This is a genomic window from Aeromonas sp. s7(2024) (genome assembly GCF_040907825.1).
In the GTDB taxonomy this organism is placed as follows: domain Bacteria; phylum Pseudomonadota; class Gammaproteobacteria; order Enterobacterales; family Aeromonadaceae; genus Aeromonas; species Aeromonas veronii.
The window spans coordinates 180,236-194,488 of record NZ_JBFOCM010000040.1 but is presented as its reverse complement, the minus strand read 5'-3'; the positions used below and the strand labels follow the sequence as shown (position 1 = coordinate 194,488).

Annotated in this window: 13 protein-coding genes, 1 tRNA gene and 1 pseudogene; 7 read left to right on the top strand and 8 right to left on the bottom strand. The window is 59.8% G+C overall.

The features are described 5' to 3' along the window. The first annotated feature begins 9 nt into the window (after positions 1-9). Positions 10-86: transfer RNA gene (locus AB5Y73_RS19700), tRNA-Ile, on the top strand. 164 nt (positions 87-250) lie between these two features. On the opposite strand, the gene AB5Y73_RS19695 is transcribed toward AB5Y73_RS19700, so the two are convergent. The 4 genes from AB5Y73_RS19695 to purH all read right to left on the bottom strand — a co-directional run bounded on the left by AB5Y73_RS19695 (position 251) and on the right by purH (position 4,431). Then, a complete protein-coding gene (locus AB5Y73_RS19695; RefSeq protein WP_118854282.1) occupies positions 251-805 on the bottom strand; it encodes a cytochrome b/b6 domain-containing protein in 555 nt (184 codons plus the stop codon). Next, positions 786-1,160: a cytochrome b562 gene (locus AB5Y73_RS19690; RefSeq protein WP_005349056.1), complete on the bottom strand. Its 375-nt coding sequence runs from the start codon at positions 1,158-1,160 to the stop codon at positions 786-788. Before AB5Y73_RS19690 ends, AB5Y73_RS19695 begins: the two co-directional genes overlap by 20 nt. Before the next feature lie 277 nt (positions 1,161-1,437). Then, positions 1,438-2,724 (bottom strand): phosphoribosylamine--glycine ligase, encoded by a 1,287-nt coding sequence (gene purD / locus AB5Y73_RS19685; protein ID WP_118854283.1) that lies wholly within the window; start codon positions 2,722-2,724, stop codon positions 1,438-1,440. Positions 2,725-2,838: 114 nt separating this feature from the next. Continuing rightward, the gene (gene purH, locus AB5Y73_RS19680) at positions 2,839-4,431 is read right to left on the bottom strand and encodes a bifunctional phosphoribosylaminoimidazolecarboxamide formyltransferase/IMP cyclohydrolase (RefSeq protein ID WP_042084461.1); all 1,593 of its coding nucleotides are present in this window, start codon (positions 4,429-4,431) and stop codon (positions 2,839-2,841) included. 415 nt (positions 4,432-4,846) lie between these two features. Here purH and zntR point away from each other — a divergent pair, with 415 nt between their 5' ends. Continuing rightward, entirely contained in the window at positions 4,847-5,302 is a 456-nt protein-coding gene (zntR, locus tag AB5Y73_RS19675) for a Zn(2+)-responsive transcriptional regulator (RefSeq protein ID WP_107683756.1), read from the top strand. 214 nt (positions 5,303-5,516) lie between these two features. Then, positions 5,517-5,756 (top strand): alternative ribosome-rescue factor A, encoded by a 240-nt coding sequence (locus AB5Y73_RS19670; protein WP_107683757.1) that lies wholly within the window; start codon positions 5,517-5,519, stop codon positions 5,754-5,756. Between the two features lie 225 nt (positions 5,757-5,981). Here the strand turns inward: AB5Y73_RS19670 and hemW are convergent, their stop codons facing one another. Both hemW and rdgB read right to left on the bottom strand, forming a co-directional pair. Then, entirely contained in the window at positions 5,982-7,127 is a 1,146-nt protein-coding gene (gene hemW / locus AB5Y73_RS19665) for a radical SAM family heme chaperone HemW (RefSeq protein WP_107683758.1), read from the bottom strand. A 90-nt stretch (positions 7,128-7,217) separates the two neighbouring features. Next, the gene (rdgB, locus tag AB5Y73_RS19660) at positions 7,218-7,814 is read right to left on the bottom strand and encodes an RdgB/HAM1 family non-canonical purine NTP pyrophosphatase (protein ID WP_005340539.1); all 597 of its coding nucleotides are present in this window, start codon (positions 7,812-7,814) and stop codon (positions 7,218-7,220) included. A 238-nt stretch (positions 7,815-8,052) separates the two neighbouring features. Here rdgB and AB5Y73_RS19655 point away from each other — a divergent pair, with 238 nt between their 5' ends. The 3 genes from AB5Y73_RS19655 to AB5Y73_RS19645 all read left to right on the top strand — a co-directional run bounded on the left by AB5Y73_RS19655 (position 8,053) and on the right by AB5Y73_RS19645 (position 10,959). After that, positions 8,053-9,216: a multidrug effflux MFS transporter gene (locus tag AB5Y73_RS19655; protein WP_162895403.1), complete on the top strand. Its 1,164-nt coding sequence runs from the start codon at positions 8,053-8,055 to the stop codon at positions 9,214-9,216. A 135-nt stretch (positions 9,217-9,351) separates the two neighbouring features. Continuing rightward, on the top strand, positions 9,352-10,401 hold the full coding sequence (locus AB5Y73_RS19650) for an oxidoreductase (RefSeq protein ID WP_107683759.1): 1,050 nt from the start codon (positions 9,352-9,354) through the stop codon (positions 10,399-10,401). A gap of 309 nt (positions 10,402-10,710) precedes the next feature. After that, positions 10,711-10,959 carry a hypothetical protein gene (locus AB5Y73_RS19645; protein ID WP_005340533.1) on the top strand — a complete coding sequence of 83 codons (249 nt, stop codon included), beginning with the start codon at positions 10,711-10,713 and terminating at the stop codon, positions 10,957-10,959. A gap of 62 nt (positions 10,960-11,021) precedes the next feature. Here the strand turns inward: AB5Y73_RS19645 and rimJ are convergent, their stop codons facing one another. Both rimJ and AB5Y73_RS19635 read right to left on the bottom strand, forming a co-directional pair. Then, positions 11,022-11,573, bottom strand: coding sequence for a ribosomal protein S5-alanine N-acetyltransferase (gene rimJ / locus AB5Y73_RS19640; RefSeq protein ID WP_107683760.1), 552 nt, complete (start codon positions 11,571-11,573; stop codon positions 11,022-11,024). Beyond that, complete coding sequence (locus tag AB5Y73_RS19635; protein ID WP_107683761.1) at positions 11,573-12,127, bottom strand: GNAT family N-acetyltransferase; 555 nt, start codon at positions 12,125-12,127, stop codon at positions 11,573-11,575. The genes rimJ and AB5Y73_RS19635 overlap by 1 nt, the downstream gene beginning before the upstream one ends. 346 nt (positions 12,128-12,473) lie before the next feature. On the opposite strand from AB5Y73_RS19635, the pseudogene AB5Y73_RS19630 reads away from it, so the two are divergent. Continuing rightward, positions 12,474-14,249, top strand: a pseudogene (locus AB5Y73_RS19630) (M4 family metallopeptidase). Positions 14,250-14,253: the final 4 nt, after the last annotated feature.

The following is a 14,253-nucleotide window of genomic DNA, read 5'->3' as shown; positions in this document are numbered from 1 at the left end:
GCACAATTTGGCCCCTTAGCTCAGTTGGTCAGAGCAGTCGACTCATAATCGATTGGTCGTGGGTTCAAGTCCCCCAGGGGCCACCAAATTGAAAAAGGCCGCTCATCATGAGCGGCCTTTTTGCATCTGCAGATCGGGTAATGTCCAGTGATGAGCTCGATGAGGTCATAGAAAAGACCCGCCATGGGCAGGTCTGGGCAGGGTCCGGATCAGGCGCCTCACTCAGAGACAAGGAGCCTAATGCTGAGCCTCAGGTTTGCTCGTTGCTGCCGCTCTGGATGGATGAGCGACGCCCGGCAGGCAGCATCCGGGTAACCAGATTGCTGCGCTGACGCCAGGAGGTGAAAACGATGGCCAGCAGATGCAGACCAATCAACCCCTGCAGCGCCACCACGCACCACTCATGCCACTCGTCAGCCCCCAGTTCAAATCCCGTCTCGGTATTTTGAAACCAGCCGCTGCCAGCAGTGGCCAGCACAACCAGCCAGAGCGCCCACACGGCCAGCTTGCCGCTACCGTGATGACCCGGTGCCGGAGGCTGCCGCTCACGCATCTCGCGCGCTTGCTGGCGAAAATCATCACCACTGGGGATGAGGGCACCAAGGCGAGCGTAGCCACGGGCAAAAGTAAGCCCCCAGAGCAGACGCAAGGAGACCAGCCCAATGGCGCCGTAACCCAGCCACTCGTGCCACTCCTCGCCCGCTTCGTTAACCCAGAGATTGCTGATGCAGACCGCCACCAAGCCCCAGTGGGTCAGGCGAACCAGCGGATCCCAGCGAAAGGGCTCACCCTTTTTGCTTGGCATATTTGTGGTACTCCTTCTTCAGGTCGTTGACCTTGGCCAGATGTTCGCGCGCCTTGGCCTCATCACCCGCCTTGAGTGCGGCCAGGCTGGCGTCCAGCTCGGTCTGTACCTCATTCATCCCTTCAAGAAATTTCTCTTTCTTGGCGGCCGGCATGTTCTTCTGCTTGGCCACATCCAGCTGGGCCTTCATCTCGTTGATGTGCTTCTCCATCGTGGCTGCATCATCAGCCTTGACGGCCTGCTTGTAGTTGAAGCCAATCTTCTTCATCGGCTGTTCCAGATCACCCGCCACGGCAGGCAGGGTCATCAGGCCAAACATCAGGGGCAGCAGCAGGGGGCGGACGGTTTTCAACATGGGATTTCCTTATATAACGACATGCTCGAATTGTTAGGGGTACTTATGAATCCAAACAAGAATTCATCACCAGCATGATGCCATGACTCATGGTGAAACGTTTGTGAAAAATGCTGTTTTTTGTGGCAAATAGTGACAGATATGCCGCGTTTGTTTGCGCTTGGTAACTGATTGAACGCAGGTGACGCGCACCATGAGGATGGTTGAAAGCGGTAAACAGGGACAAAAAACCCCGCCGTAGCGGGGTCTGAATCAGCTGGCCAATGGCTTGCGTCAGTTACTCCTGTTCGCGAGCAATGGCGCGCCAGCCGATATCCTTGCGGTAGAAGACGCCATCCCACTTGATGCGGCCAGCGAGCTGATAGGCACGCTGCTGGGCTTCTGCCACAGTGTGGCCGAGGGCGGTTGCGCACAACACGCGGCCGCCAGCGGTCAGGCTGGTATCGCCCTCCAGACGGGTACCGGCATGGAACACCTTCTCACCCGCCACTTCATCCACCGGCAAGCCGCTGATGGGGTGGTTGGTGCTGTAATCGCCGGGATAGCCTCCCGCCGCCAACACCACGCCGATGGCGGCGCGGGGATCATAGATGGCCTCTTTCTGATCCAGCTTGCCTGCGCAAGCGGCCAGGCAGAGCTCCACCAGATCGGATTGCATCCGCAGCATGATGGGCTGGGTCTCGGGATCGCCGAAACGGCAGTTGAACTCGATCACCTTGGGATTGCCTGCACCGTCGATCATCAGACCGGCGTAGAGGAAACCGGTGTAGACGTTGCCCTCAGCCGCCATGCCGCGCACGGTCGGCATGATCACCTGCTCCATCACGCGTCGATGTACCTCGGCGGTCACCACAGGCGCCGGGGAGTAAGCCCCCATACCGCCGGTGTTGAGACCGGTATCACCGTCGCCAACCCGCTTGTGATCCTGACTGGTGGCCATCGGCAGCACGTGATCGCCATCGACCATGACGATGAAGCTTGCCTCTTCACCCTCCAGAAACTCCTCAATCACCACCCGGGAACCCGCTTCGCCAAAGGCATTGCCGGAGAGCATGTCGCGCACCGCATCTTCCGCTTCCTGCAAGGTCATGGCGACAATCACCCCTTTGCCCGCCGCCAGACCATCGGCCTTGATGACGATGGGGGCGCCTTTCTCGCGCAAGTAGGCGAGTGCAGGCTCCACTTCGGTGAAGTTCTGGTACTCGGCGGTCGGGATGGCGTGACGGGCCAGGAAATCCTTGGTGAAAGCCTTGGAACCTTCCAGCTGGGCAGCGGCAGCGGTTGGGCCAAAGATCGGCTGACCGGCGGCGCGGAAGGCATCCACCACCCCTTTCACCAGCGGCGCTTCCGGCCCGACGATGGTGAGGCCGACCTGCTTCTCTTTGGCAAAGGCCAGCAGCCCTTCGATATCGGTCGCGTCGATGGCAACGTTCTCGACACCCGGCTCAAGCTGGGTGCCCGCATTGCCCGGCGCCACAAAAACGTGACGTACCAGTGGGGAGTGTTTGGCCTTCCAGGCCAGGGCGTGTTCGCGGCCACCGTTGCCAATGATCAGTACTTTCATCGTATCGCTCGCTTCTATTTGTGGTCACTGGACGGCCACCCGGGCCGTCAGTCAGCGGAAATAGTCAGTTGAAAAGAGACAACAAAAGGGCCGCCATCGGCAGCCCCTGACCCATCAATGACGGAAATGGCGCATGTTGGTGAAGACCATGCACATACCGTGTTCGTCGGCGGCATCGATCACCTCCTGATCGCGCATCGAGCCACCCGGCTGGATCACGCAGGAGATACCAGCCTGAGCGGCAGCATCGATACCGTCGCGGAACGGGAAGAAGGCATCGGAGGCCATCACGGAGCCCGCCACAGTCAACCCTTCGTCCGCCGCCTTGATACCGGCGATTTTGGCCGAATAAACACGGCTCATCTGACCGGCACCGACGCCGATGGTTTGGCCATCTTTGGCGTAGACGATGGCATTGGATTTGACGAACTTGGCCACTTTCCAGCAAAACAGCAGATCCTGCAGCTCGGCCTCGGTCGGCTGGCGCTTGCTGACCACGGTCAGGTCACCCAGCGTCACCATGCCGAGATCCCGCTCCTGCACCAGCAAGCCGCCGTTGACGCGCTTGAGGTCAAACCCTTGCGCCGGAGCCGTCCACTGACCGCATTCGAGCAGACGCACGTTCTGCTTGGCGGCGACCGCATCGCGGGCCTCCTGGCTGACGGTCGGGGCGATGATCACTTCGACAAACTGGCGGGCCACGATGGCTGCGGCAGTGGCACCATCCAGCTCGCGGTTGAAGGCGATGATGCCGCCGAAGGCGGAGGTGGGGTCGGTCTGGTAAGCGCGATCGTAGGCACTCAGCAGGTCGTTACCGATGGCCACACCGCAGGGGTTGGCATGCTTGACGATGACGCAGGCTGGCTCGTCGAACTCCTTAACACACTCCAGCGCCGCATCGGTATCGGCGATGTTGTTGTAGGAGAGCGCCTTGCCCTGCAGCTGGATAGCGCTGGAGACAGAACCCGGAGCGGCATGCTCTTCGGCGTAGAAGGCGGCTGCCTGATGGCTGTTCTCGCCGTAACGCATGTCCTGCTTCTTGATGAACTGGCTGTTGAAGGTGCGCGGGAAGCGGGACTCCTCGTCACCCTCCTTGTTGTCACCGTAGGAAGGAACCATGGTGCCGAAGTAGTTGGCGATCATGCCGTCGTAGGCAGCAGTGTGCTCGAATGCGGCGATGGCCAGATCGAAACGGGTCGCCAGTTTCAGGCTGTTGCCGTTGGCATCCATTTCGCGAATAACGCGATCGTAGTCGGCAGCTTTGACGACGATAGCGACATCTTTATGGTTTTTGGCGGCAGAACGCACCATGGTCGGGCCGCCGATGTCGATGTTCTCGACCGCATCGGCCAGGGTACAACCCGCTTTGGCTACGGTGGCAGCAAAGGGGTAGAGGTTGACGACAACCATGTCGATGGGGGAGATAGCGTGCTGGGCCATGATGGCGTCATCCTGATCCCGACGGCCGAGGATGCCGCCATGAACCTTGGGATGCAGGGTCTTGACCCGGCCATCCATCATTTCAGGGAAACCCGTGTAGTCGGAGACCTCGGTCACCGGCAGACCCGCCTCGCCAAGCAGCTTGGCGGTACCGCCCGTGGAGAGCAGGGCAACACCACGCTCGTTGAGTGCCTTGGCAAATTCCAAAATGCCAGTTTTGTCAGACACACTCAGCAGTGCACGGCGAATGGGTCGAGCTTGTTCCATCACACTATCGTCCTCAACATAACGGGGACCGTTCCATGGGAGGCGAGGCTCAACACAGAGAGTCCCCAAATAAATGGAAGTGGGGGATTTCGCAAACCACTCTCGCCCCGACATCCGGCAAAAGCGTTTTAAGAAATGCCCGCTTGGTGCGGCGCTCTGTTATGGGCGCGTATTCTACACAAAAAATGTGACCTGTGGTGGATTTTTTGAAACAGCAAAGCCTTATTTGGCGCGGCGTTAAACGTTTTCCACTTGATTTTTTCGAAACGTTTGCACTTTCAGTGTTTTATGGGAAAAAGGGTCGCCAGGAGATGTTTATCTGCCCCTTTTATGCCCTTGGCTGGCAATCCATGGGCAAAGGGGTGATAGTGGATTCCGGTTTTTGTAGCGGCATACATTCAAGGGGAGATAGAGCATGTATCGGATCGGTGAACTGGCCAAGGCGTGCGGGGTCAAGGCAGATACCCTGCGTTTTTACGAGAAGAACGGGCTTATCTCACCGGAGATCCGTAACGAATCCGGCTACCGCCTCTACAGCGAACAGGACAAGCGGCGGCTGGAGTTTATTATCCGCGCCAAGTCGGTGGGATTCTCGCTGGCCGATATCGGCGAGCTGCTCGACCTCGATACCAACAAGGCCAAAGTCACCTGTCAGGAGGTGAAAGCAGTAGCTGACACCAAGCTGGCCCAGGTGGAGCAGAAGATCATCGAACTGACCCGCTTTCGCGACAATCTGCGCGAGCTCTCCAATATCTGCTGCGGCGGGCCGCGCTCGGCGGAGCACTGCGCCATCCTCGAGACGCTGGAATCTGGTGCCCCGGCCCATCACGAGCACCACAGCCACGACCAGCATGACCCGGTTCACGGCTGACATGGTATGCCTGACTGAGCGTGCCTGGCTCAGTGTGACTGACTCGGCGCGCCCGATGCATTGCTCCGGCGGCGATTTGGTGACAAAATCGCCGCGTTTTTAACCGGTGCCAGTGCATCCGGTTGCCGGGCGCTCAGCTGAACAGGCGCCCGCAGTGAAAACCGCCATCCAGACACAAGCATCAACACACCAAGAGAAAAGAAGAGGAGCCATCATGGCCAAGATCCGGGTCGACCAACCCGCCCTCCCCCGTGAGGAAGATGCGCAAGGGGGCTGCTATGCCCATCAGCGCGGCGAGATAAAGGATAACCATCTGCATGCCCTGCTCTCCGATCCGCTGTTTCGCAGCCGAGTCGAGCGCAACAAGAAGGGCAAGGGGAGTTACCAGCGCAAGGCCAAATTCGGCAAGCGGTGGGAGCCCGGCCAACAGCAGATGATCCGCGTCTGCTACTGAGCGGGTTTCTACCGACCAAAACAATCAGGGCGCCATTGGCGCCCTGATTGTTATCTCGAAACACGGTTCGCCAAAACTGGCTCACGACAGACGTAGGGTGCAATAAGCGAAGCGCATTGCACCGGCAACCTCGCGGCTCCAATAATGGTGCAATTTCATTGCACCCTACGGTTACCTCTCCTCATCCTCTCTCAAGTTGAGAGAGAATCTTTAATGTGATTGGTATCACTCATCCATAAAGAGTTCGAGCAGCACGTTGAGATAGCGATGGCCGAGAGAAGTGAGCTGCCAGCTATCCCCCAAATCCTCGATCAGCTCCTTGCTTTGGGCGATGGCGAGCACCGTCTCTACCCTTTCCAGCGGCAAGCCGGTATAGGCCTCGAACTCCGCCTTGGGGGCCGGTTCAAACAGGCGGAAGCGGTTCATAAAGTATTCGAGCGGCAGATCGTCTGCCGTCACCTGCCACTGCTCGTCCAGATAGGGGCGACTCTTGTCCAGATACCCTTTTGGATGCTTCATCTTGGCGGTGCGCAGGATCTGCTTATCCGCGAGATCGGTCACCTTGCCGTGGGCACCACAGCCAATCCCCAGATAGTCGCCGAAACGCCAGTAGTTGAGGTTGTGATGGCACTGGTAGCCCTCTTTGGCATAAGCCGAGATCTCGTACTGGCGATAACCGCTGGCGGTGAGCATGGCGTGACCCTGCTCGTAGATGTCCCACAGAGTGTCATCTTCCGGCAGCTTGGGTGGTTTGGAGGCAAATGCCGTGTTCGGCTCTATGGTGAGCTGATACCAGGAGAGGTGCGGCGGGGCGCAGTCGATAGCCTGCTGCAGGTCATAAAGGGCATCATCCAGACTCTGATCCGGCAGACCATGCATCAGATCCAGATTGAAGGTAGGCAACTTGATGGCGTGGGCCAGTGCCGCCGCCTTGCGCGCCTCTTCCGGGCCGTGAATGCGACCGAGGCGGGTCAGCTTCTCCTGCTGGAAGCTCTGCACACCGATGGAGATACGGTTGATGCCAGCGCGCTGGAAACCGGCGAACTTGTCCGCCTCTACCGTGCCCGGGTTGGCTTCCATGGTGATCTCGCAATCTGCGGCGAGCGGAATGCGGGCCCGCACCCCGTCCAGCAAGGTTTGCATCGCCTCCACCGTCAACAGGCTGGGGGTGCCGCCGCCGATAAAGATCGAGGAGAGCGGCCGCCCCTGCGCCCACTTCAGATCCTGCTCCAGATCCTCCAGCAGGGCGGCGACATATTCGAGGTGAGGCAACTCCCCCTTCTGGGCATGGGAGTTAAAGTCACAGTAAGGGCACTTCTGGACGCACCAGGGCACATGAATATAGAGAGAGAGCGGCGGCAGTTGCAGCATGGGGCTTCCAATAAAACGGGGGCTCAAGGCCCCCATTGTAGATGACTATGTGTGATTGACTGTGTGTAACCGACAAGGTGGCAAAATAACTCAGTGCGCCGCAGCCAGCGCCGCTTTGAGCTTGGCCAGCGCCTGACCGCGATGGCTCAGCTGGTTTTTCAGCTCGGCGGGCATCTGGGCGGCGGTGCAGTCGTGATCCGGCACGAAGAAGACGGGGTCATAGCCAAAGCCATGTTGACCGCGCGGCTCGTCGATGATCATCCCTTCCCAGCTCGCCTGACAGATGATGGGAGTGGGATCGTCAGCGTGGCGCATATAGACCAGCACACACCAGAAGCGGGCGCTCTTCAGGTACTCGGGGGCACCTTGCAGCTCGCCGAGCAGCTTCTCGATGTTGGCCTTGTCGCCGGCCCCCACACCGGCAAAGCGGGCGGAGTAAACGCCGGGGCGCCCTTGCAGCAGATCGACTTCCAGACCGGAATCATCGGCCACGGCGGGCAGACCGGTAATGCGGGCGGCGTGGCGGGCCTTGATGATGGCATTCTCGACGAAGGTGGTGCCGGTCTCATCGGCATCGGAGACCGCAAACTCGCTCTGTGGGATCACCTGGATCTTCATATCGGCCAGCATGGCGGCCAATTCCTTCACCTTTTTTTGGTTACCTGTTGCCAGGACAAGCTTGTTCATCGAGCACCTCCGCAAAAATAATCTGCGCATTCTATGCGGCGCAAGCGTTTAGTAAAAGCGTCAATTACACCCGCTGTGATGGGGTTACGGGGGATTTGCCGCCATCGAATAACCAGCTTTTTAATACATGTTTCCATAATGGAATAACCAAAGTGATTAAATACCATTTCTATTCATTACTGTGAGTCAGTAGACTCGCGCCCCAATTCATTAACCTGGCTGACTAAAGAGGTGACAGATGCCATTGATACTTTTACTCGTACTACTGGTGCTGTTCAGTCCGCTGGCTATCGACATCTACCTGCCCGCCATTCCGCAGATGGCCGAGCAGCTGGGCGCCGAAGTGACACTGATGCAGGGCACCATCACCTGGTTCCTGTTCAGCATGGGGCTGGGGCAACTGCTTGTTGGCCCGCTGGCCGATCGCTACGGTCGCAAGCCCATCGCGCTGGGCGGCGTGCTGCTCTATGGCCTGAGCGCGCTGGGGGCCGGTTTTTCCGCCAGCCTCGGTGAATTGATGCTGGCCCGGGTGCTGCAGGGCTTCGGCGCCTGCGCTACTTCGGTCGCCGCCTTCTCGGTGGTGCGTGACAGCTATGGCCCGAAAAAGAGCGGTCAGATGATCTCCTATCTCAATGGCGCCATCTGCTTTATTCCTGCGCTGGCCCCCCTGCTCGGTGGCTGGCTCACCGCCAAGGCGGGCTGGTCTGCCAACTTCTGGTTTATGGCCGGTTATGCGCTCATCGTCGGCAGCTGGCTGATGTGGCGGATGCCGGAGACCCGCCCGGAGGAAACCCGCAGCGAAGGGGCCCTCATCAGCTGGTCCCGCTACAGCCCGGTGCTGCGCTCCCCCAGCTTCCTGTTCAACGCGGCGCTGTGCATGCTGGCGATGGCGGTGATCCTTGCCTATGTCACCGCCGCACCGGTGCAGCTGATGGTAAAACTGGGGCTGGATATGAGCGGCTTTAGCTACTGGTTTACCGCCAACGCCGCGCTCAACATTCTGGCCTGCTTCATGGCGCCGCGCTTTATCGCCAAGGTGGGGCCAAGACGCACCCTGCGCATCGGCCTGCTGGTGTTGATGCTCTCGGCCATCACCCTGACTTTGGCCATGCACATCGAGCATCCGCTGGCGATGATGGGACCGGTGTTCCTCTCCAGCATCGGCTTTGCCATGATTCTGGGCTCAGCCGCCGGGATGGCGCTGGCACCGTTCGGCCACTGCGCCGGTACCGCAGCGGCCCTGCTCGGCCTGTTCCAGATGAGCGGCTCCGGCGCCCTGGTTGGTCTGACCGGCGCCCTGATGCACGACCCGCTCAGCCAGCTGGCGCTGCATATGTGGCTGCTGCTGCCGCCCTTGGTGATGCTGATGACCCGACGCGGCCGCCGCTTGTGTTTGCAATAAATCCTGTGCTCTGATGGGCACACTCAGGGGGCCATCGGCCCCCTTCTCGTTTGTATCGCCTTTACAGCATATGGCCATCCGGCAGAGAGCCGGCGATGGCAACCCCACTCACTCGATGTCAGCGGAGAACTCCCGATGAGCCACACTCTCAACGCAGCCCTGGTGGGCTATGGCTTTGCAGGCAAGACCTTCCACGCTCCCTTCCTCTCCACCACCTCGGGCTTGTCCCTGAGCTGGGTGGTAAGCCGCGATGCCGCCAAGGTGCAGGCCGATCTGCCCGACTGCCGGGTCGGCTCACTGGAGGAGGTGCTAAGCGATGAGACCGTCGATCTGGTGGTGATCGCCACCCCCAACGACACCCACGCCCCCCTCGCCCGCCAGGCGCTGCTGGCAGGCAAACATGTGGTGATCGACAAGCCCTTTGCACTGGATCTGGCCGAAGCGCAAGCGCTGGTCGAACTGGCCGAAAAGCAGCAGCGGCTGCTCAGTATCTTCCACAACCGCCGTTGGGACGGGGATTTCCTTACCGTGCGCCGTTTGATTGCCGAGGGGACGCTGGGGCAGATCGCCCAGTTCGAATCCCACTTCGATCGCTATCGCCCCGAAGTGCGCCAGCGCTGGCGCGAAGCGGGTGGCCCGGGTTCCGGCCTCTGGTTCGATCTCGGCCCCCATGTGCTGGATCAGGCGCTGCAGCTGTTCGGCCAACCGGACTGGCTGCAGGCCGATCTGGCCGAGCAGCGCCCCGGCGCACTGGCGGACGACTACTTCCATGTGGTGCTGGGTTACGGTGCTCTGCGGGTTATTCTGCATGGCAGCTGTCTGGTTTCAGCCACCATGCCGCGCTTTGTCATTCATGGCAGCCAGGGCTCGTTCGTGAAATTCGGTATGGATGTGCAGGAAGATCAGCTCAAACTGGGCAAGCGGCCACCGGCGGCGGATTGGGGCATTGATAGCGAACCCGGTCAGCTCAGCCGCATTGTCGATAGTCAGTTACAGCAGCAGAGCGTGGTGGGTGAGGCGGGGGATTATGGCGCCTACTATCGCGGTGTCTGCGCCGCCATCCAGGGCGAAGGGAGCAACCCGGTACCAGCAAGTGAAGCGCAGGCGGTGATGGCGCTGCTGGATCTGGCCCGTCAGAGCCACCTTGAGGGAAAACGGCTGCCCTGTCAGAAGCTGTCTGACTAAGGTGCGGGTCATCGGCCGCTATTGACCAACCTTGACCTTGTCAAACCGCTACAAGATGGCAGCAAAGTGGTGTTTTATTGTGCAATTAGCGCCATTTAACGGCATCTTGTATTGATACCAGTCGTTGCAGTGGAGCTTTTTATCCACGGCACGAAAAAATGTCATTGTGATATCCGTTTTCATCGGTAACTAATGGGGCTATATTGCGCCCGCCTGCTGCCTCCCGGCTTCTTGTTTCAATACCGGGCAACGGTGGGCGCTGTGATGGTTGCACAGACCATCTCTCCATATTTATTTGAGGGAATGCACATGAACAAAGTACTGGTAGCCGGTATCCTGGGTCTGATGTTGACTGCTTGCGGTCAGAAAGAAGAAAAAGCTGCCGCTCCTGCTGCTGCTCCGGCCGCCGAAGTTGCTGCCACTGTAGAAAAAGCCGCTAGCGAAGCCACCTCTACCGTAGAGAAGGCCACCTCCGAAGCGACTGCAACCGTAGAAAAAGCTGCTACCGAAGCCGCTACCAAGGTTGAAGCTGCAGTGAGCGATGCCAAGGCCAACTAAGCCTGCACCTCATTCGAAGACGGGTCCGAAGGCAACTTCGGACCCGTTTTTTTATCTGACGATCAGGGGGCCGGATTAATCAGCGAGGTGAGGATGTGATCCTCCCAGCGGCCATTGATCATCAGATACGCCCGCGCGAATCCCTCCCGCTCGAAGCCGAGCCGCTCCAGCAAGGCGCCACTGCGCTGATTGGCTGGCATATAGCAAGCCATGATGCGATGCAGATCGTGCTCCCGAAACAGGTAGTCGATGGCGGCTGACAGCACCTCTCCCATCACCCCCTGCCCCTGATGCTGCTGGTCGATGGCATAGCCCAGATGACACGCCTTGAAAACCCCCATCAGGATATTGCTGAAGTTGCAGGTGGCGATCACCCGCTCGCCAGCCGGATCGAGGGCCACCAGATTGACGCCGGTGCCGTTGAAAAACTGGCTGTAGCTGTCCTGCAGCCGGGCATGCCAGTAAGAGAGGGTGTAAAACTGCTCGTCCCGAAGCGGCTCCCAGGGGGCGAGATGGGCGCGGTTGCGCCGGTAGAAGTCGAGCATCATGGGGGCCCGATCCGGCGACAGTATGGTCAGGTGGGTGCGGGCCGTCTTGATATGTGGCAGCGCCATCAGGACTCCCTCTGTCTTAGCCACTCATCGCGCAGCAGGCTGTAGTGGACATGGTCCACAATCCGGTTGCCCAGCCGCTCTGCGCGCCGGGTCACCCCCTCCTGCAGCATCCCGAGCCGTTCACAAACAGCCCTGCTGGGCTCGTTATCGGTGGCGGCGCTGATCTCCACCTTCTCCATCCCCATCTCCTCGAAGGCGTGGTGGATCAGGGCCTGACAGGCCCGGGTGATGATACCGTTGCCCTGCCAGCGCTCCGCCAGCCAGTAACCGATGACCACCTTGCCAAGGTCGTGACCGATGCTGTTGTAACCTATGACCCCCACCACCTCCCCCTGATACTCGATGGCAGTGGTGAGCCCCTCGCCGCGGGCGAACTTCTCGATGGCACTGCGAATGAAGAGGGCGCTGTCGACGGGGCGCTGGATCAGTGGCGGCCAGGGTAGCCACTGGGAGAGGTACTCCCGGTTGTCATTGCAGAGGGCAAAAAGTTCGCTCGCCATATCGGGCTGCAAGAAGAGCAGCGCAAGCTCGTCGTCCAACTGCCATGAAAACATGGGATTCTCCTTTCAAATCAGTGATCAAATAGCGAATCAGCACCCAATGTAGCCAATCGCCACTGGCCGCGCCAGCCACTTTTACGGCCCCCCTCCGGCAGGCTTCGCAGAGGGTGACAGCGCACGTACTCTCCTCCCTCAAAAGAGGAGGGTGGGTGTCCGAAACCGGATAATGCTCTCCACATGGCGCCGAAGAATGCCCCCAAACGGCATTTTGGCAGATCCTGCTACCCCTTTGTGCTGCGCTGTCACTTTTGACAGGGGGCACTTTCCCCCACCGGCACTAGCTTCAAAACGCCCGACCTTCGGTCGGTTTATCAACCTCATCGATTTAAGGAAAGAAGAGATGAATAAAATTTATCTGGCCGTTGCGCTGGCCTGCTGGGGAAGCGCCGCACTGGCGGCACAAGAGGTAGAGATCAACGTAACGGCAAACGGCATCCGGGCCATGACCGGCCTCAGTGCCGCGAGTGGTACCTTGCTGCTGGAAGATGGCGAGTTTCGTCAGGTGCGGGTGGTCAAGCTGCCCAACGGCCAGCAGCGGATCCGCTACGAGCAGGTCTGGAACGGCATCCCGGTAATGGGTCAGGTCGTCGTGGCTGACAAGAGCCTGAACGGCCAGCTGCAACAGGCCAGCGGGCGCATGCTGCGCCAGATCGATCAGGATGTGGCAAGCCCGGCCGCCACCCTCTCGCCACAGGATGCAACCAGCAAGGCCAAGGCGGGCAGCAAGGGGAGCAACGAGCAGGTCAAACTCTACGTGATGCAGGATGAGCACGGGCTGGCCCGGCTGGTTTATCAGGTCTCCTTCATCGCCGAAGGTGACAAGCCAAGCCGCCCCTTTGTCATTCTTGATGCCCAGAGCGGTGAGGAGCTCAAACGCTGGGAGGGGATCAACCACAAGGATGCCAGCGGCCCGGGGGGCAACATCAAGACCGGCAAATACGTCTACGGCACCGACTTTGCTCCGCTCATCGTCGATGACAACTGCCGGATGACCAGCCCCAACGTCGATACCATCAACCTCAACCACGCCACCTCAGGCGGTGCCATCCACCAGTTCACCTGCCCGGAGAACCGGGTCAAGGAGATCAACGGCGCCTACTCGCCCCTCAACGATGCCCACTACTTCGGCAACGTGGTGTTCGACATGTACCGCAACTGGTACAACACGGCGCCCCTCACCTTCAAACTGAAGATGCGGGTTCACTACAGCAAGAATTACGAGAACGCCTTCTGGGATGGCAGCCAGATGACCTTCGGTGACGGCGCTACCACCTTCCACCCGCTGGTGAGCCTTGATGTGGCGGCTCACGAGGTGAGCCACGGCTTTACCGAACAGAACTCCGGGCTGATCTATTCAGGACAATCCGGCGGTATCAACGAGGCCTTCTCCGATATGGCGGGTGAAGCGGCCGAGTTCTACATGAAGGGGAGCAACGACTGGCTGGTTGGCGCCCAGATCTTCAAGGGCAACGGCTCCCTGCGCTACTTCGAGGATCCGACCCGGGATGGCAGGTCCATCGGCCATGCCGCGGATTATCAGTAGGGGATGGATGTACACCACAGCTCCGGGGTCTATAACCGCGCCTTCTACCTGCTCGCCACCAGCAGTGGCTGGAACACCCGCAAGGCATTTGAAGTGTTCTTGCTGGCCAACCGCCTCTACTGGGGCGCCAACACCAACTACCAGCAAGGGGCCTGCGGCGTCAGCCGGGCGACCGCCGATCTGGGTTACAGTCAGGCGGATGTGGCACGGGCCTTCCAGACCGTCGGGGTTGATGCCAGCTGCGGCACCACGCCGCCACCGAGCGACAACGTACTGCAAAACGGCGTACCGGTGAGCAACCTCGCCGCCAGCAAGGGTGGCAAACTCAACTACACCCTGAACGTACCGGCGGGCACCAGGTCGCTGCAGATCAGCAGCAGCGGCGGTACCGGTGATGCCGACCTCTACGTCCGCTTTGGCAGCGCCCCCACCAGCAGCAGTTACGACTGCCGCCCCTACAAGGGCGGTAACAACGAAAGCTGCTCGTTCACCAATCCCAAGGCAGGCACCTGGCATGTGCAGCTGTCAGGGTTTTCCGCGTTCAGTGGCGTGACCCTCAAGGCCAGCTACTGATCCA